This window comes from Nocardia aurantiaca, assembly GCF_009708175.1.
Lineage (GTDB): Bacteria > Actinomycetota > Actinomycetes > Mycobacteriales > Mycobacteriaceae > Nocardia > Nocardia aurantiaca.
In genome coordinates this window covers 1-18,121 of sequence record NZ_WMBB01000013.1, presented here as the reverse complement: position 1 = coordinate 18,121, position 18,121 = coordinate 1, and the positions used below count along the sequence as shown (strand labels likewise).

The window sequence follows — 18,121 nt, the reverse complement described above, 5'->3', positions numbered from 1 at the left end:
CAACCGCGTTCGTGCAGGTCAGGTTTACACGTCGAAGTACAGCTCGAACTCGTACGGGTGCGGGCGCAGGTTGACCGGGGCGATCTCCTGCTCGCGCTTGATGTTGATCCAGGTCTCGATCAGGTCCTCGGTGAACACGCCGCCCTCGGTGAGGTAGTCGTGGTCCTGCTCGAGGCGGTCGATGACCGATGCCAGCGAGGTGGGGGCCTGCGGGATGTTCTTGGCCTCCTCCGGCGGGAGCTCGTAGAGGTCCTTGTCGACCGGGGCCATCGGCTCCAGCTTGCGCTTGATGCCGTCCAGGCCGGCCATCAGCATGGCGGCGAAGGCCAGGTACGGGTTACCCGAGGAGTCGGGGGCGCGGAACTCGATGCGCTTGGCCTTCGGGTTGTTGCCCGTGACCGGGATACGCACCGCGGCGGAGCGGTTGCGCTGCGAGTACACCAGGTTGATGGGGGCCTCGTAGCCCGGCACCAGACGGTGGTAGGAGTTCACGGTTGGGTTGGTGAACGCCAGCAGCGAGGGCGCGTGGTGCAGGATGCCGCCGATGTAGTGGCGAGCCAGGTCCGACAGACCGCCGTAGCCGGCCTCGTCGTGGAACAGCGGCTTGCCGTCCTTCCACAGCGACTGGTGCACGTGCATGCCCGAGCCGTTGTCACCGAAGAGCGGCTTCGGCATGAAGGTGACGGTCTTGCCCTCGGCCCACGCGGTGTTCTTGATGATGTACTTGAACAGCTGCAGGTCGTCCGCGGCCGACAGCAGGGTGTCGAAGCGGTAGTTGATCTCGGCCTGACCGGCGGTGCCGACCTCGTGGTGGCCGCGCTCCAGCTCGAAGCCGGCGTTCTGCAGGTTGGTCGACATCTTGTCGCGCAGGTCGACGTAGTGGTCGTACGGCGCGACCGGGAAGTAACCACCCTTGTTGCGAACCTTGTAGCCGCGGTTCGGGGTGCCGTCGAGGTTGTACTCGGCGCCGGTGTTCCAGGAACCGGAGATCGAGTCGATCTCGTAGAACGCACCGTTCATCGCCGAGTCGTAGCGGATCGAGTCGAAGACGTAGAACTCCGCCTCGGGACCGAAGTACGCGGTGTCGGCGATACCGGTCGACCGCAGGTACTCCTCCGCCTTGCGCGCGATGTTGCGCGGGTCGCGGGAGTACGCCTCACGGGTGAACGGGTCGTGGACGAAGCAGTTGATGTTGACCGTCTTGGCGGCACGGAAGGGATCGATCCGAGCGGTGCCGAAGTCGGGGAGCAGCAGCATGTCCGACTCGTCGATCGACTGGAAGCCGCGAACGGAGGAACCGTCGAACGCCAGGCCCTCTTCGGCGAGATCAGCGGTGAACGCCTTCGCCGGGATCGAGAAGTGCTGCTGCACACCGGGGAGGTCGGTGAAACGAATATCGACGTATTCGACCTCCTCCTCCTTGATGTACTTGATGACCTCGTCGGCCGTGCTGAACGCCACTTAGTACTCCTTACGGATCGGTTCCCAGCCAGTGGTGACTGCATGGGTTCGTCGCGACCACACGGTAGGGATGCGGTGTTTCCCTGCAATCAAGGCTGTGTTTCGCCAGTGTTACACGCACAGCTGGCCGGGGGTTCGGCGGTGCCCCCGGGTTCGCGAAGACGCCGCAGCGGTCGCCGAGCAATGCTCGACCAGCAGGGACATCCTGCCACCGAGCTGCCGGAAGTGGCTGTTAAGACGCTGAGAAGTTAGGAGTCTCACCGGCTACGACCGGGTCAGCGTGACAATCCTCACCGTCGGGCATTCACTTGGCAATCTTGGATGCTGAACGGTTGCGCGCCGGTTCGGACACGGGCGAACAGGCAGAACGCGGGCCCCTCTGGTCCCGTCCTCATGCCCGGACCCGGCAGGGGTGCGAAATCGGCTCGTCGGGGGCGCATAAGCTGAGTCCATGGCACGTATCACCGGCTCCTGGCTGTCCGGACCGAACGCCGAATCCGGAGATAACCCGCCCGGTGATTACCAGGGCAAGGAACTCGGCCTGCCGCGATCCGGCCCCGGCGCGCTCGCGCCCTTCACCCGCCGCGTCCTGGCGCTGCTCGTCGACTGGTTCATCGCCATGGGTCTGGCCGCGATCATCGTGCGGCCGAACGCCGAGCACATCATCTCGAAGATGACGATTCCCAAGGGGCAGCAGCCGCCGTCGCATTTCGAGGTGATCACGCAGGCGCTGTCGACGCCGACGCTGCTGGTCTGGTTCGTGCTCGGGATCGCCGCGGTCACGCTGTTCGGCTTCACGCCCGGCCAGTACTTCTTGAAGCTGCGGGTCAGTCGCGTCGATGCTGACGCACCGGTTGGTTTCATTCGGGCCCTGGCCCGTCAGCTCATCCTGGTGTTCGTCATCCCCGCCCTGTTCACCGACAGCGACGGCCGAGGCATGCACGACCGCGCCACCGGCACCGCCCTCGTCTACAGCCGCTAGACGGCCGACCCGCGACGCGCCCGGCCGAACTTCCGACTGGGCGTTCGCTCTTTCCCGGACGAGTTCGCCTGGACGCCCGGTGACAGCGTCGCGGATTTTCCGCGCAGCCCGATTCGAAAGGGTGAGGCCGTATGAAGCGGCGATGTTCATCCTCGTTACCTGCGATGCTGTTGGTGAAGCGTGCGACTGAACGTTGCTCACTGTTCACCACAGGTTGCTTTCGATCGGTATGGTGACGGCGATTTGCCGCGGCACAGTCCCCCTGTTGGCCTCAGGCGAATAGCTGTTGTTGTGCTGATGGAGGATCGATGGTCGAGGACTACCGGGCGGCCGCGCGAAGATTCAGCCGGCGGTCCCTGTTCGCGACCACCGGCCTGCTCGGCCTGGCCGCAGCGGGCGCGGCGGTCAGCGCCGGCGTCAACGCCGCGGTCGGGGCCGACGAGGTGCACGACACCGCGCACGACACCCGGCAGACCGTGCTCGGCATCAACCCGGTCATCCGTACCGAGCGCGTCTACTCGGCCGCCCGCCGCCGTGACGTCGATCTCGTCACCATCCTGCCGCCCGGTGTCCCGACCGAGAACCTGCCCGTCTCGCTGCTGCTGCACGGTCTGCACGGCACCGCCCGCACCGCGGCTGTCGGCAATATCGCCGACATTCTGGCCGCCGGGGTCGCCAACCGCCTTTTCCCGTCCTTCGGTTTCGTCGCCCTCGACGGCGGCGACAACTACTGGCACGACCACGGGACCGGCGACGATCCGATGTCCATGCTGCTCAACGAGGTTCCCGGCTGGCTGGCCCAGCGCCGCCTGGGCGGACCGGACGGTATGCCCTTCGCCTGCACCGGCACCTCCATGGGCGGCTTCGGCGCGCTGGTCTACTCCCGCCTCCGGTTCGAGCAGGGCCGCCCGCTGAACGCGGTTGCCACCATGTCGCCGGGCCTGCTCACCTCGTGGACCGAAATGGCCAAACGGAACGCATTCATCGATGCCGACCAGTGGGCGGCGCTCGACCCGCTGCGCAATCTCGGCAAGGCCGGTCCGGCCCCGGTCGGCCTGTGGTGCGGCGACCGCGACCGGTTCATCGACGGCTGCCGCCGCTACATCGCGACCGCCCACCCGGAGATCGGCCTGGTGACCCCGGGCGCGCACACCGAGGAGTATTGGAGCACCGTCACTCCGGACGTCGTGCGCTTCCTCTCTCGCCACGTCGGCTGAGAACTGTTCTGTCGCCGAGGGCGGTACCTCCTCGCCTGCATCCGAACCGCGCCGGCCGGTGATCCCGGCCCGCCCGGTCGGCTCACGCACGCAGCAATCGCCCCCGCCTGTCTCCGGACGTCACCCGCTACGCCTGCGAACCCACCCGCCACGAATGACGTTGCGGCATCTGCGGTTCCATCGAATCCCTGGCCCGCGCCCTCGTCCACCACGGCTGCCCCGGCACGGTCACCCCTGCTCCCAAGTGCGTCCGTCATGCATCAGCTGACGTCCACCCTCATCGACCTCCTGATGCCGATAAGTACCCTCCGGTTCCCGCCGCGGCTCCGGTCCGATCTCCCTCGCCGACTCGCGCCGCACCGTCTCCGCGCGGGATGGAAACGACGAGGCCCGCGTCCTGGGGACGCGGGCCTCGGATGTTCGGGGATGGATCAGCGGCGGCGGATCGAGCGCTGGACGCCGCGCATCTTGGCGCCGGTGGGCAGCGGGCCCTTGGGGAGGGCCGGGCCGCCGCGGGTGGCCAGCGCGGAGAGGCGGCCCTCGATGAGGTCCATGCGCTTGGCGTCGATATTGCGGGGGAGCTTGGTCAGGTAGCGCTGGAGTTCCTTCAGCGGCACCTGGTCCGGCTCGTTGCCGACGACGATGTCGTAGATCGGGGTGTCGCCGACCAGACGGGAGACCTTCTTCTTCTCCTGGGCGAGCAGCGACTTCACGCGCTGCGGCGAGCCCTCGGCGACCAGGATGACGCCCGGCAGGCCGACCACGCGGTGCACGGCGTCGAGCTGGGTGGTGGCGGCGACGCCGGGGGAGACGCGCCACTTGCCCTGCAGGTTGTCCAGGACCCAGGCGGCGGCGCCGGCCTGGCCCTCGGCCTTGGCGTACACATTCTTCTGGACTCGGCGGCCGAAGAGGATGAACGCGGCCAGCGCGCCCAGCAGCAGACCGATCGGCAGCAGGAACCACTGCAGGCCGAAGATGAGGCCGATCACCAGGAACAGCACGGTCACGCCGACGAAGGCGCCGATCATGAGCGGCAGCAGCAGCTTGTCTTCCTTGCGCTGCATCTGGAATGCCTGCCAGAGTTGCTGGCGGCGCTCCTTCGACGCCTGTTTGCGCGCCGCCTTCGCCGCGGCCTTCGCTTCCTTCGACGGATTACCGCCCTTGCCTGCTGCCATGCGGTCCAGCTTAATGGCCGGGAACGCCCGGTTCGCGACGGGATCACCACGGTCGCTTCCGGAGCTGCGCTGTTCGTGTTGTTCAGCGGCATCGATGGCAGCCGAACCGGTCGACTGCGCCACCCGCACCGAACCGATTGCCCGGAGTGGTGCAGCCGGTCCGCGAGATCAGTTCGCGCTCTTGGCCTTGTCCCGGATCGAGTCGGCCAGCTGGGCGGGCATGGCCTCGTGCCGGGCGTAGGCGCGAGTGAACGTGGCCGCGCCGTGGGCCAGTGACCGCAGGTCCACGGCGTACCGGCCGAGCTCCAGCTCCGGAACCTCGGCGCGAATCTCGGTGCGCCCCAGCCCCGCCGGTTCGGTGCCGAGCACCCGGCCACGGCGGCTGGACAGGTCGACGAGCACCGGCCCCACGTAGTCGTCGGAAACCACTACGCGCACTTCGGATATCGGCTCCAGCAGGTTGATGCGCGCGGCGCCGGCCGCCTCGCGCAGGGCCAGCGCTCCGGCCATCTGGAACGCCGCGTCCGAGGAGTCGACCGAGTGCGCCTTCCCGTCGAAGAGCGTCACCCGCACATCCACCAGCGGATACCCGGCCGCCACACCCCGTAGCGCTTGGGCGCGCACGCCCTTCTCCACCGACGGAATGAACTGCCGCGGAACGACTCCGCCCACCACCTTGTCCACGAACTCGATCCCGGACCCCTCCGGCAGCGGCGCCACCTCGATCTCGCAGATGGCGTACTGCCCGTGCCCGCCGGACTGCTTCACATGCCGCCCCCGCCCAGACGCCTGCCCGGCGAAGGTCTCGCGCAAGGCCACCCGGTGGTCGACGACGTCCACCTGCACCCCGAACCGGGACCGCAGCCGCTCCAGCGCCACATCGCGGTGCGCCTCGCCCAGGCACCACAGCACCAGTTGATGGGTGTCGGCATTCTGTTCCAGCCGCACCGTCGGATCCTCGGCCACCAGCCGCGACAGCCCCTGGGACAGCTTGTCCTCATCGGCCTTGCTGTGCGCCTCGATGGCCACCGGCAGCAGCGGATCGGGCATGGACCATGGTTCGATGATGAGCGGACAATTCTTGGCGGACAAGGTATCCCCGGTCTCGGCATGCGACAGTTTGCTCACGCACACGATGTCCCCGGCAATGGCCTGCGGCAGCGGCCGCTGCTGTTTCCCGAACGGCGCGGACACCCCGCCGACGCGTTCGTCGGCGTCATGATCGCCGGTGTCGCCCGCACCGTGCCCGCACACGTGCACGGTGTCGTCGGCGTGCAGGGTGCCGGAGAACACCCGCACCAGCGACAACCGTCCCACATAGGGGTCGGAGGCGGTGCGGATCACCTCGGCGGCCAGTGGCGCGGCGGGATCGCAGGCGAGCGCGGAGGGTTTGCCGCCGGATCCGGTCGCCGATACGGGATGTTCCGCGGGCGTGGGGAATCCGCGCGTGATGAGATCCAGGATCTCCACCGTGCCCAGTCCCTGCCGCGCGCCCTCCGGCGGCGGTGCGGCGATCAGCACCGGATGGAAACTCCCGCGCGCCACCGCTTTCTCGAGATCGGCGACCAGCGTGGCGAGGTCGATCTCCTCGCCGCCGATGTAGCGGTCCATGAGGGTCTCGTCCTCGCTCTCGGCGATGATGCCCTCGATCAGCCGATTGCGCGCCTCCTCCAGCTGCTCCCGCTGTTCCTCGGAGGCGGGCGTGTCCACGTGTTCGCCGGTCGAGTAGTCGTAGACGTGCTGGGTGAGCAGCTCGATCAGCCCCGTCACCGGCCGATGCCCGTCGGCCGCCTTGGGCCCGTACACCGGAAGATGCAGCGGCAGTATGCTTTCCGACCGTCCGCCGCCCAGAATCTCCCGGCAGGTCTCGGTCATGTCGTCAAAATCCGCCCGCGCGGTATCCAGATGGGTGAGCACGATGGCGCGCGGCATGCCGACGCTCGCGCACTCATCCCACAGTGCCAGCGTCGGGCCGCTCACGCCCTCCACGCCCGCGGCGGCCGAGAGTATGAAAAGGGCCGCGTCCGCTGCCCGCAGACCGGCCCTGAGTTCCCCGACGAAATCCGCGTAGCCGGGGGTGTCCAGGAGGTTGACCTTGACGTGGTTCCAGCCCATCGGCACCACCGACAATTGGACGGACCGGTGTTGTCGCTGCTCGATATCGTCGTAATCCGAGACCGAGGTGCCGTCCTCCACCCGGCCGGCCCTGGGCACCGCACCCGCCGCCACGGCGAGCGCCTCCACCAGCGTGGTCTTGCCGGACCCGCTGTGTCCCACCAGCACCACATTCCGTATGTCGTCCGGCCTCTCGGCCACGACCACCCTGCCGTTGACACCTTGCGACGTCGTCGTTCGCTCGACCATGGCTCGCTCCCGGGGTCGATCAATGCGGTCCTTCGAGCTTCCCACCAGCGCCGTGCGCACGTCCACGAATCGACCGAACCGATTTGTATGGCGCGCCGATACCGGGCGTTCACCTGAGTCAACTCGCCGACAAGCTGATCAGCACGGTGTGCATTCGACCGGTCACGAAAGTGATGGCGGGGAGGATGGAGCGCCGGTTCGGACGACGCCCCATCCGAATGGGATCATCTGAGCCCAGCATCCGCCGGACCAAGATGGTGATCACCCCGGCAACTGCGGCCGTCGCGCTTACAACAACCCAGTTGACCGGGGAACCACTTTTGCGATGTTTCGCCTTGCGACGATGTTTCGCCATCCCACCCACCTCCTTCCTGGGCGCGGCTTGGACCTTGCTCGATCCGTTGAATCGAGCCACCGCCCCTCGGAAGGAGGTGGGGTCACACTATGTGACGCCGTAAGCGAAAACGCCTGAAACGCAATCAATTTGCGCGCGCAAGCGGCGCGGCGAGATTTGGCTTGTCATGCATAGGCTGCACTGGATATAGCAGCCATCAAATATGACAAAGGCAAATACGACAAAGGCCCGGATATTTTATCCGGGTCTTTGTCGTATTTGCCTGTTACACCGCAGTCAGCGGGTGAATCCTTCTATGCCCCTGCCGAACCGAAGCGGGCCAGTACGCTGGTGGCCTCCTGCGCCGCGGACCCCTCCTGGGCCAGGTGCCGCATCTCCGGCGAGATCTCACGGCCGTGGTGGCGCATGGCCTGGGCGTAGAGCCGCCCGGCCCGGTAGGAGGAGCGGACCAGGGGGCCCGCCATGACACCGGCGAATCCCATCGCCTCGGCCGCCTTGGAGTGCTCCACGAACTCCTCGGGCTTCACCCACCGGTCGACCGGGTGGTGGCGCGGGGAGGGCCGCAGGTACTGCGTGATGGTGATGATGTCGCAGCCCGCCTCGTGCAGGTCGCGCAGGGCCTGGGTGACTTCCTCCGGCGTCTCGCCCATGCCCAGGATGAGATTGGACTTGGTGACCAGACCGGCCTCGCGCGCGGCGGTGAGGACCGCCAGCGAGCGCTCGTAGCGGAAGGCGGGACGAATGCGCTTGAAGATGCGCGGCACTGTCTCCAGATTGTGCGCGAGCACCTCGGGACGCGAGTCGAAGACCTCGGCCAGCTGCTCGGGAACCGCGTTGAAGTCCGGGATCAGCAACTCGACACCGGTGTGCGGGTTGAGCTGTTTGATGGCGCGCACGGTCTCGGCGTACAGCCACGCGCCGCCATCGGAGAGATCGTCGCGCGCGACGCCGGTGACGGTGGAGTAGCGCAGCCCCATGGCCTGCACGCTCTCGGCGACGCGCCGCGGCTCGTCACGGTCGAGCGCGGCGGGCTTGCCGGTGTCGATCTGGCAGAAGTCGCAGCGGCGGGTGCACTGCTCGCCGCCGATGAGGAAGGTGGCCTCGCGATCTTCCCAGCATTCGAAGATGTTGGGACACCCGGCTTCCTCGCAGACCGTGTGCAGCCCTTCGCGTTTCACCAGGCCCTTGAGTTCGGTGTACTCGGGGCCCATGGTCGCGCGGGTGCGGATCCAGGAGGGCTTGCGCTCGATCGGGGTCTCGGCGTTGCGGGCCTCGATGCGGAGCAGCTTGCGGCCGGCCGCCGGACCGCTGGCCCCGGAGGCGGAAGCTTGCGTAACCACGGAGGGGCCCGGGGAGGCAGCGGATGGCTCGGCTGCGGCCGGGTTACTTGGTGTCGGGGTATCGACGGAGGTCACTGTGTTCACCCTACGCTCATGATCATTCGGCCTTGGCGGGCACGTCGCCGGGCGCCGCGGGGACTGGTTCGCGGCATTCGGCGGCGGCTTCGACGCAGCGGGAGATGGTGTGGTCGGCCACTTTCAGCTCGCCGTCGAGGGCGCGCGCGATGGCGTCGGCCACCAGCGGCCGCACGTCGTCGACGGTCACGTCGCGGTCCAGCTCGCGGCTCAGGGTGGTGACCCCGGCGTCGCGAATGCCGCACGGCACAATCGCATTGAAGCCGTCCAGGCCGGCATCGCAGTTCAGCGAGATCCCGTGCAGGGTGACCCCGCGCTGGACGCGCACCCCGATGGCCGCGACCTTGCGTTCGGGCAGGAACTCCGTCTCCGGCACCCACACCCCCGAACGGCCTTCCACCCGACCGGCTTCCAGGCCCAGCCGCGCGCAGACGGCGATGAGGGCTTCCTCGAGCCGGCGCACGTAGGCCACCACGTCGACGGGTTCGGCCAGCCGCACGATCGGGTAGCCGACCAGTTGCCCCGGACCGTGCCAGGTGATCTTCCCGCCGCGGTCCACCTCGATGACCGGGCTGCCGTCCATGGGCAGGTCCTGCGGTTCGGTGCGGCGTCCCGCGGTGTAGACGAAGGGGTGTTCCAGCAGCAACAGCCGGTCCTGCCCGATGCCGTCGGCGCGTTCGGCGGCGATCGACCGCTGCAGCTGCCAGGCTTCCTGATAATCGATGAGGCCCAGATCCTCGACGACGAGGGGTGTGTCGTCGAAGCGAGCCGACACCGCGCGGGGTAACGGTGCGGTGGCCGTAGTGCTCTCGCTCACGATGGCGACGTTACCCCTTCGTCGACGGCGCGTTGCATCAGCGTCAGGTCCATCCAGCGCCCGAATTTGTGCCCGACTTCGGCCATCTGCCCGACGACCGCGAAGCCGAATTTCTCGTGCAGGGCGATCGACGTGCGGTTACTCGACTCGATCGCGGCGATCATGGTGTGCACGCCGCCCTGGCTCGCCCGTGCCAGCAGCTCCCGCATCAGCGCCGTGGCGACGCCGCGGCGCTGGAATTCCTCCGACACGTACACCGAATTCTCGACCGCGAACCGGTAGCCGGACTTCGGCCGGAACTGCCCGTAGCTGGCGTACCCCGCCACCTGGCCGTCGATCTCGGCCACCAGCACGGGATGGCCCGCGCCGGTCCGCGCCGCGAACCAGGCCTTGCGCTCGTCCAGGTCGGCGAGCTCGGTATCCCAGATGGCCGTGGTCTCGGCGATGGCGTTGTTGTGGATCGCCAGGATCTCGGGGAGATCGCTCTCGCGCGCATCTCGCACCAGCGGGTCGGACGTTTGATCGGTCACGTCCACACGGTATCGGCGGGGTCGCTGTGACGCGCGCCGCGCCCACCGGGAACCGGTCGGCGTCAGTCGGATCCGCCCAGGGTGGCGGTCAGCGCCGCGCCGATGGTCGGGTGCTGGAAGGGGTATCCGGCTGCCTCGAGGGCGGTGGGAATCGCCCTGGGGCCGTGCAGGATCGCCTCTTCCGCGAACTCGCCGATGGCCAGCCGCAGTGCGAACGCGGGCACCATCAGCGGCGTCGGCCGGTGCATGACGCGGCCCAGCGCACGGGTGAACTCGGCGTTGGTGACGGGCGCGGGACCGACCATATTGACCGGGCCGGAGAGGTTTTCGTGCGTGAGCGCGTAACTGATCGCACCCACCTCATCGTCGAGTGAGATCCACGGGACGTACTGGCGGCCGCTGCCCAGGCGCCCGCCGAGGCCGAGAAAGTACAGGGGGTACAGCATTCCGAGCATGCCGCCGTGCCGGGCCAGCACCACCGCCGAGCGCAGCAGCACCGTGCGCACGCCGGCGTCGGCGGCCTGCGCGGTGGCGGCTTCCCAGTCGACACACAGTTGTGCGAGGAAACCCGTTCCGGCGGGGGAACTCTCGGTGACGACGCGGTCGCCGTTGTCGCCGCCGTAGTAGTGCACGCCGCTGGCATTGATCAGCGTCGGCACTCCCGCGGCGGCGACAACGGCGGCCAGCACGTCGGTGGGGACGATGCGGCTGTCGCGCAGCTCCTGCTTGTAGCTGCCGTTCCAGCGCCGCCGCCCGACGCTCGCGCCGCAGAGATTCACCACGGCGTCGGCGCCGCGCAGCGCGCGCTCGTCCAGATGGGAACGGACGGGGTCCCAGGTGAATTCGTCGCGAGCGTGCACGGGACGGCGCACGAGGCGCGTGACCTCGTGCCCGTCGCGGCGCAGAGCCGCGACGAGCGCCGTCCCGATCAGCCCGGACGAGCCGGCGACCACGACCTTCATCCGATCAGTCCCACAGACCGCATCCGATGAACCCTACAGGCCGAGGTCACCCTCGAACGCCGCCTCTTCCAGCCGGTGCTTGATCGTGGTCACGAAGCGGCCGGCGTCGGCGCCGTCGATGAGGCGGTGATCGTAGGTGAGCGGCAGGTAGGCCATCGAGCGGATACCGATGAACTCGTTGCCGTCGTCGCTGATCACCATGGGGCGCTTGACGATTGCGCCGGTGCCCAGCATGGCGGCCTGCGGCGGCAGCAGGATCGGGGTGTCGAACAGCGCGCCGTTCGAGCCGATGTTGGTGATGGTGAAGGTGCCGTTGGCGAGCTCGTCGGGCTTCAGGCCGCCGGTGCGGGCGCGGTTGGCGATATCGGCGATGGCGCGCGCCAGCCCGGCCAGCGACAGGTCGTTGGCATTGTGGATGACCGGCGAGAGCAGGCCGTGCTCGGTGTCGACCGCGATGCCCAGGTTGACCACCGAGTGGTAGGTGATCTCCTTGGTCTCGGAGTTGTAGGAGGCGTTGATGTTCGGGTGCACGGCCAGGGCCTCGATGACGGCCTTGGCGTAGAACGGCAGGAACGTGATGTTGACGCCCTCGCGCTGCTTGAACGCGGCCTTGGCGCGGTTGCGCAGGGCGGCGATCTTGGTCATGTCGACCTCGTGCACCTGGGTGAGCTGCGCGGTGGTCTGCAGCGACTCCACGGTCTTGGCCGCCGTGATCTGCCGGATGCGGGTGGCCTTCTGGACCGTGCCGGGCAGGTGCGACAGCGACGGCCGCGGCGCGGGGGCAGCGGCCGGGGCGGCCGGAGCGGCCGGAGCGGCAGCGGCGGGCGCGGCGCCAGCGGCGGGAACCGCGGCCTTCTTGGCCTCCGCGGCGGCGAGCACATCCTGCTTGCGGATGCGGCCGCCGACACCGGATCCGGTGACGGTGGCGAGGTCGACGTCGTTCTCCGCGGCCAGCTTTCGCACCAGCGGGGTGACGTAGGGGCCGCCGTTGGTGGAGGGCTCCTCGGCCGGGGTGGCCGCGGCCGGGACCGGCGCGGGCTTCGGGGCCGGAGCGGGAGCCGGAGCAGCGGCAGCCGGGGCAGGAGCAGGTGCGGGAGCCGCCGGGGCCGGAGCGGGCGCGGCAGCCGGCGCAGGTGCGGGAGCCGGAGCCGGGGCAGGTGCGGCGGCGGGGACCCCGCTACCGATGACGCCCAGCTGGCCGCCGACGGCGACCACGTCGTCCTCCTGGGCGGAGATCTCCAGCAGCGTGCCGGCGACCGGCGACGGGATCTCTGTGTCGACCTTGTCGGTGGAGACCTCGAGCAGCGGCTCGTCCACCGCGACCTGGTCGCCCACCTGCTTCAGCCAGCGGGTGACGGTGCCCTCGGTGACGGACTCACCGAGCTCGGGCATCTTGACCGGGGTGCCGGAGGCGGCAGCGGCCGAAGCGGGCGCGGCGGCGGCCGGGGCCGGGGCGGCGGCAACCGGCTGCGGGGCCGGAGCGGGGGTCGGCGCGGGCGCCGGGGCCGGGGCCGGGGCGGCGGCGGGAGCGGGGGCGGCGGCCGGGGCCGGAGCGGAACCGGCCTCACCGATCACGCCGAGCTCGCCACCGACCTCGACCACGTCGTCCTCCTGGGCGACGATCTTCACGAGAACGCCTGCGGCCGGGGACGGGATCTCGGTGTCGACCTTGTCGGTGGAGACTTCGAGCAGCGGCTCGTCGACCTCGACCGTGTCTCCTTCCTGCTTCAGCCACCTGGTCACAGTGCCCTCGGTGACGCTCTCACCAAGAGCCGGCATCTGGACGGAGAAGGTCATGTCCGTTGACTCCTCTGACTGCTCGTCGGGTTAAACAGTTCGTCTCTCAGCGGGCGTGGCACCGCGGGTCGCGGTGTCGGCCCGACGGCCACCGAACATTCTGTGGCACCGGAGATCCGTGTTGGTTCTTGTTCCAGCCACCCATCCTTGCACTCGCCCGGGTGCGGCGTGTCACAGGGCGGCGGTTGCGCCGACCTCTCCGCGTCGCAATCCCCTGCGTGAGCATGAGATGTCCTTGGCGTGAGCCCGGTTTGGCGGGAATGGCATGAGACGTATCACGTTTGCGCTCGACACGGGTGTCCGGGGTGCCGGTGGCCGGGAATCCCGCCCGCGCCGATGGGGTAGCGGTCGGCTAGCTGGACACGACGCCGCCCGACGGAACATCCTGTCCGGCTGTCGAACCGACGCGCTGTCCGATGCGGGGTTCCTCCGGCGGAATGCCGTGTATGCCTGTCTCGCCCGGTCGGCGAAAGCCCGGCTACCGGCGGCGGCGTCGCCCAGATGGCTGTCGATCACCAGATGTCGGGAGGCTACGCCCTGCGGTACGGCAAGGTCGTTGCGCGTCAATCGTGATCGACGTATCGACAACGCCCGCCTCGCAGGCAGCGAGGCGGGCGTGGTTCGCGAATGTGGCCGGCGGCCTATTCGGCGGCGATGTCCTCGAGGGTGGCGATGAGGGTGCGGACCGGTACGCCGGTGCCGCCCTTGCCGATGTAGCCGAACGACCCGCCGGTGTTGTAGGCGGGTCCGGCGACATCCAGGTGGGCCCACTGCACGCTGTCGGAGACGAATTCCTTGAGGAACAGCCCGGCCGAGAGCATGCCGCCCCAGCGGTGCGGCGCGACGTTCTGCAGGTCGGCGATCTTGGAGTTCAGGTCGGCGCGCAGTTCCGCGGGAAGCGGCATGGCCCAGGCGTTTTCGCCCACGGCCTGGGAGATCCGGGCGACCCGGTCGCGGAAGACGTCGGTGCCCATGACGCCCGGGGTCCGGGTGCCGAGGGCGACCATCTGCGCACCGGTGAGGGTGGCGACGTCGATCAGGTAGTCGGGTTCGTCCTCGCCCGCGCGCACCATGGCGTCGGCCAGGATGAGCCGGCCCTCGGCATCGGTATTGATGACCTCGACGGTGGTGCCGCCGTACTGGGTGAGCACGTCACCGGGCCGCTGCGCCGTGGCCGACGGCATGTTCTCGGCCATGGGCACGGTGGCGATCACGGTGAGCGGCAGGCTCAGTCGCGCCGCCAGCAGCGTGGTGGCGATGACCGCCGCCGCGCCGCCCATGTCGGAGGTCATGTTCTCCATGTTCGCCGCGGGCTTGATGGAGATGCCGCCGGTGTCGAAGGTGATGCCCTTGCCGATGAGCGCCACCTTGGGGTCACCGCCCGCGTAGGTGATGCGGATCAGCCGCGGCGGTCGCGAGGAGCCCTTGCCGACGCCGAGAATGCCGCCGTAGCCCTGCGATTCGAGTGCCTTCTCGTCGAGGATCTCCACCTGCAGCCCGGCGGCCTTGGCCAATTCCGCTGCGCGATTGGCGAATTCGGCCGGGAACAGGTCGCTGGGCGGGGTGTTCACGAAATCCCGGGCGGTGGCGACGGCTTCGGCGATCGCCTGCGCCCGGAAGAGTTCCTCCTCACCGAATCCCGGTTCGGGAACCAGGAATTCGACCCGCTTGACCGGCTGATCCTCGGCCTTGGGCGCGGTCTTGGCCGATTTGAACGCGGTGAACTGGTACGCGCCCAGATAGAACCCTTCGGCCGCCGCCCCCAGATCCAGCCCCGACAGGGTGGTGACCGCCGTCGCGACCCCGGCCAGCGCCCGCCCGGCCGCACCGGCCGACTTGCGCACCTGCTCGGCGTCGATATCGTCCGCCGCCCCGAGCCCGACCGCCAGCACGAAATCCACGCCCAGCCCCGCGGGCGCCGGTACCCGCGTGGTCTCCTCGCTCTTGCCCTTGGCCCCGACGGCCCGCAGCGCGCTCAGCAGTGCGGCCCGGGTCTCGCCGTCGAGCACATCCTCGAACGCGTCGGCGGGCGCGATCACCGGCCCGTCCTCCGTCGAGGTGAGCCCGATGACGAGCACATCGGCCTCCCCGATGCCCCCGACGCGTACGAGTTCCGGTCCGAGCGAACGATCTGCAACAGCTGTCATAACCGCCCACGTTACTGCGCCCGCCCGTCCACAGCTGATTGGGCACGCGACGGCTCCGCGTTTCCGCCGACGGTCCTGTACGCCCGGTTCGCCCGGTTCCCCGACGTGTCCCGGACCGCCGCTGAATACCCTGGAACGGACACCGCCGTCGGGCATGATGTCGCGGTGTCCCCACCCTCCGGTATCCGCCTCGAATCGCACGGGCGCGCAGGAGGTTTCCAGTGGCGAAGGCGAAGTTCCAGCGGACCGAGCCGCCCGTCAACGTCGGCACCATCGGCCATATCGACCATGGCAGAACCGCCCTCACCGCCGCGATCGCCAAGGTCCTGCGCAACGAATATCCGGATCTGAATCCCTTCACGCCGTTGGAGGCCATCGACCAGGCCCCCGAGGAGCGGCAGCGCGGCATCACCATCTCCATCGCCCACGTGGAATACCGAACGGAGAACCGTCATTACGCGCACGTCGACTGTCCCGGCCACGCCGACTACATCAAGAACATGATCACCGGCGCGGCCCGGATGGACGGCGCGATCCTGGTGGTCGCCGCCACCGATGGGCCCATGCCGCAGACCAAGGAGCACGTGATTCTGGCGCGTGAGGTCGGCGTGCCGAAAAGGGTTGTGGCACTGAACAAGTGCGACATGGTGGAGGACGGGGAGATCCTCGAACCGGTGGAACTCGAGGTTCGCGACCTGCTCAGCGAATACGAATTCGACGGCGACAACACCCCGATCGTCCGGTCACGCCGCACACTCGGTTCGAGGGCCAGGCGTACATCCTGTCCAAGGAGGGCGGCCGCACGGTCGGCGCGGGCCAGATCACCACGATCATCGAATAGCGGGTCAGCCCATCTCTTCCAGCGCCTTGCCCTTCGTCTCCGGGACCCACTCGAGCACGAAGGGAATCGAGAGGAGCGCGAAGGCGGTGTAGATGACGTAGGTGCCCGACAGGTTCCAGTCGGCCAGGCTGGGGAAGCTGGCGGTGATGACCCAGTTGGCGATCCACTGCGCGGACGCGGCCACACCGAGGGCGGCGGCGCGCAGCTTGTTGGGGAACATCTCGCCGAGCAGCACCCACACCACGACGCCCCACGACATGGCGAAGAAGAGCACGAAGCAGTGCGCCGAGACCAGCGCCACGATGCCCTGGGCATGCGGCAGGCTCACGCTGTCCCCGGAACCGGTCTTGGAGGAGAACGCCCACCCCTCCAGCGCGAGCGAGATGGCCATGCCCGTGGATCCGATGAGCGCCAATGGTTTCCGCCCGATCCGGTCGACCAGCACCATGGCGATCACGGTGCCGACGATATTGATGATCGAGGTGGTGAACGAGTAGAGGAACGAACTGGACGGGTCGATGCCCACCGACTGCCACAGCGTCGCCGAGTAGTAGAAGACGACGTTGATGCCGACCAGCTGCTGGAACACCGAGAGCCCGACGCCGACCCACACCACCGGCAGAAACCCGAACTTCCCGCCGAGCAGATCCCGGAAGCTCGACCGGTGCTCGCTGTGCATGGCCTGCTCGATCTCGGCCACCCGGGCATCGAGATCACCCTTGGTCCCCTCGACCTCTGCCAGCACCTCCTTGGCCTTGGCGATCTTCCCGACGGAGATCAGATACCGCGGCGACTCCGGAATCGTGAAGGAGAACAGCCCGTACAGCGCCGCGGGCACCACCATCACGCCGAGCATCCACTGCCAGGCCTCGAGTCCGCCGATATGCCCGCGCTGCGCCCCGCCCGCCATCTTCAGGATCGCGAAGTTCACCAATTGTGACGTGGCGATGCCGATCACGATGGCCGCCTGCTGGAACGACGCCAGCCGTCCGCGATACGCCGGCGGCGACACCTCGGCGATATATGCGGGCCCGATCACCGATGCCATCCCGATGCCGATGCCACCGATCACGCGCCACATCGCCAGATCCCACAGCGCGAACGGCAGCGCCGACCCGATCGCGCTACAGGTGAACAGCGTCGCGGCGATCCGCATGCACCAGATGCGGCCGATCCGGTCCGCGATCCGTCCCGCGATCGCCGCGCCCACCGCGCATCCGATCAGCGCGATGGCCACCACCTGCGCCAGGGTCGCCGACCCGATGTCGTACCGACCCCGGATAGCCTCGACCGCGCCATTGATGACCGAGCTGTCGTATCCGAACAGAAACCCACCCATGGCCGCAGCGGCCGTGATGAATACGACGTAGACGAGGTCTTCCGCCCTCTCCACCCGATCGCCGGGCGTTCGCGCTTCCACCGATGAACTCACGCAGACTCCTTCGTCGCGACCCGAAGCCTCGTGAGCCCGAGCCGAACACCCTGGGTAAGACCGAGATGACGCACAGAACCCCGTCAGACGGCGCACTCCGACAATCGTTGCTGTCGTATTGCTTGTCAACGACCGTGCAGCGCTGGATGAAATCGACCAGCGGCTATGCGGTTCGCTATCCCGATGCCGGAGCGATCGGTGGTGGAACTGTCTTTTCCCGCGATACCCGAAGCCGGCCCGGCTGATTCACCCGCGCCGCATCTTCGACAGCGAGGCGTCGAGTGAATGCCGGTAACCGCCGTGCCGTCTCCACGTACCCGCGCCGCGCCGCTACCTTCTTCACCGCGCGGGCCACTCCGCCCGGCTTCTCCTGACCGCGAACCCGTGCCCACTACGCCTAGTCCACCGTGCTCCCTCCACTCGACATCCGTTCCGGAGGTATTCGCCGCCGCGACGGATCGGTGCCGTTGCGTACATATGCCGGAAAAGCGCAGGTAGACAGCCGATTTGACTTCTGTTCGTAGCAACACGTAACTTATTCCAGGTCAGAGCGACACGGACACCGACCCGGAGCCCCGAGGGCCTGGGAAACGAGGTTGGACGAGGAGCGCCTGATGATCACACTG

General features: G+C 68.4%; 13 protein-coding genes and 1 pseudogene. 3 read left to right on the top strand and 11 right to left on the bottom strand.

Features of this window, described 5'->3' with window-relative positions; translation table 11 throughout:
- Window positions 1-24: 24 nt before the first annotated feature.
- Window positions 25-1,461, bottom strand: a complete 1,437-nt coding sequence (glnA, locus tag GLP40_RS25505) for a type I glutamate--ammonia ligase (protein WP_328290643.1) — start codon at window positions 1,459-1,461, stop codon at window positions 25-27.
- Window positions 1,462-1,912: 451 nt separating this feature from the next.
- On the opposite strand from glnA, the gene GLP40_RS25500 reads away from it, so the two are divergent.
- Entirely contained in the window at window positions 1,913-2,443 is a 531-nt protein-coding gene (locus GLP40_RS25500; protein WP_154790558.1) for an RDD family protein, read from the top strand.
- Window positions 2,444-2,751: 308 nt separating this feature from the next.
- Window positions 2,752-3,660, top strand: a complete 909-nt coding sequence (locus GLP40_RS25495) for an alpha/beta hydrolase (RefSeq protein WP_154790557.1) — start codon at window positions 2,752-2,754, stop codon at window positions 3,658-3,660.
- A 431-nt stretch (window positions 3,661-4,091) separates the two neighbouring features.
- Here GLP40_RS25495 and GLP40_RS25490 read toward each other — a convergent pair whose 3' ends face one another.
- The 9 genes from GLP40_RS25490 to GLP40_RS25450 all read right to left on the bottom strand — a co-directional run bounded on the left by GLP40_RS25490 (window position 4,092) and on the right by GLP40_RS25450 (window position 15,222).
- Window positions 4,092-4,835 (bottom strand): DUF4191 domain-containing protein, encoded by a 744-nt coding sequence (locus GLP40_RS25490; RefSeq protein ID WP_154790556.1) that lies wholly within the window; start codon window positions 4,833-4,835, stop codon window positions 4,092-4,094.
- 168 nt (window positions 4,836-5,003) lie between these two features.
- Window positions 5,004-7,199, bottom strand: a complete 2,196-nt coding sequence (locus GLP40_RS25485) for an elongation factor G-like protein EF-G2 (protein WP_154790555.1) — start codon at window positions 7,197-7,199, stop codon at window positions 5,004-5,006.
- Window positions 7,200-7,317: 118 nt separating this feature from the next.
- Window positions 7,318-7,554: a hypothetical protein gene (locus GLP40_RS25480; protein ID WP_154790554.1), complete on the bottom strand. Its 237-nt coding sequence runs from the start codon at window positions 7,552-7,554 to the stop codon at window positions 7,318-7,320.
- Window positions 7,555-7,847: 293 nt separating this feature from the next.
- Window positions 7,848-8,894 (bottom strand): lipoyl synthase, encoded by a 1,047-nt coding sequence (gene lipA, locus GLP40_RS25475; RefSeq protein WP_328290642.1) that lies wholly within the window; start codon window positions 8,892-8,894, stop codon window positions 7,848-7,850.
- A 97-nt stretch (window positions 8,895-8,991) separates the two neighbouring features.
- Window positions 8,992-9,744, bottom strand: a complete 753-nt coding sequence (gene lipB, locus GLP40_RS25470) for a lipoyl(octanoyl) transferase LipB (protein WP_328290676.1) — start codon at window positions 9,742-9,744, stop codon at window positions 8,992-8,994.
- Between the two features lie 38 nt (window positions 9,745-9,782).
- Window positions 9,783-10,316: a GNAT family N-acetyltransferase gene (locus tag GLP40_RS25465; protein ID WP_328290641.1), complete on the bottom strand. Its 534-nt coding sequence runs from the start codon at window positions 10,314-10,316 to the stop codon at window positions 9,783-9,785.
- Window positions 10,317-10,378: 62 nt separating this feature from the next.
- A complete protein-coding gene (locus GLP40_RS25460) occupies window positions 10,379-11,278 on the bottom strand; it encodes a TIGR01777 family oxidoreductase (protein ID WP_154790552.1) in 900 nt (299 codons plus the stop codon).
- A gap of 33 nt (window positions 11,279-11,311) precedes the next feature.
- The gene (gene sucB, locus GLP40_RS25455; RefSeq protein ID WP_154790551.1) at window positions 11,312-13,075 is read right to left on the bottom strand and encodes a 2-oxoglutarate dehydrogenase, E2 component, dihydrolipoamide succinyltransferase; all 1,764 of its coding nucleotides are present in this window, start codon (window positions 13,073-13,075) and stop codon (window positions 11,312-11,314) included.
- Between the two features lie 641 nt (window positions 13,076-13,716).
- On the bottom strand, window positions 13,717-15,222 hold the full coding sequence (locus GLP40_RS25450; RefSeq protein ID WP_154790550.1) for a leucyl aminopeptidase: 1,506 nt from the start codon (window positions 15,220-15,222) through the stop codon (window positions 13,717-13,719).
- A 221-nt stretch (window positions 15,223-15,443) separates the two neighbouring features.
- On the opposite strand from GLP40_RS25450, the pseudogene GLP40_RS25445 reads away from it, so the two are divergent.
- A pseudogene (locus GLP40_RS25445) lies at window positions 15,444-15,965 on the top strand (GTP-binding protein); the annotation flags it as partial.
- A gap of 102 nt (window positions 15,966-16,067) precedes the next feature.
- Here GLP40_RS25445 and GLP40_RS25440 read toward each other — a convergent pair.
- Window positions 16,068-17,495 carry a sugar porter family MFS transporter gene (locus tag GLP40_RS25440; RefSeq protein WP_328290640.1) on the bottom strand — a complete coding sequence of 476 codons (1,428 nt, stop codon included), beginning with the start codon at window positions 17,493-17,495 and terminating at the stop codon, window positions 16,068-16,070.
- Between the last annotated feature and the right edge of the window lie 626 nt (window positions 17,496-18,121).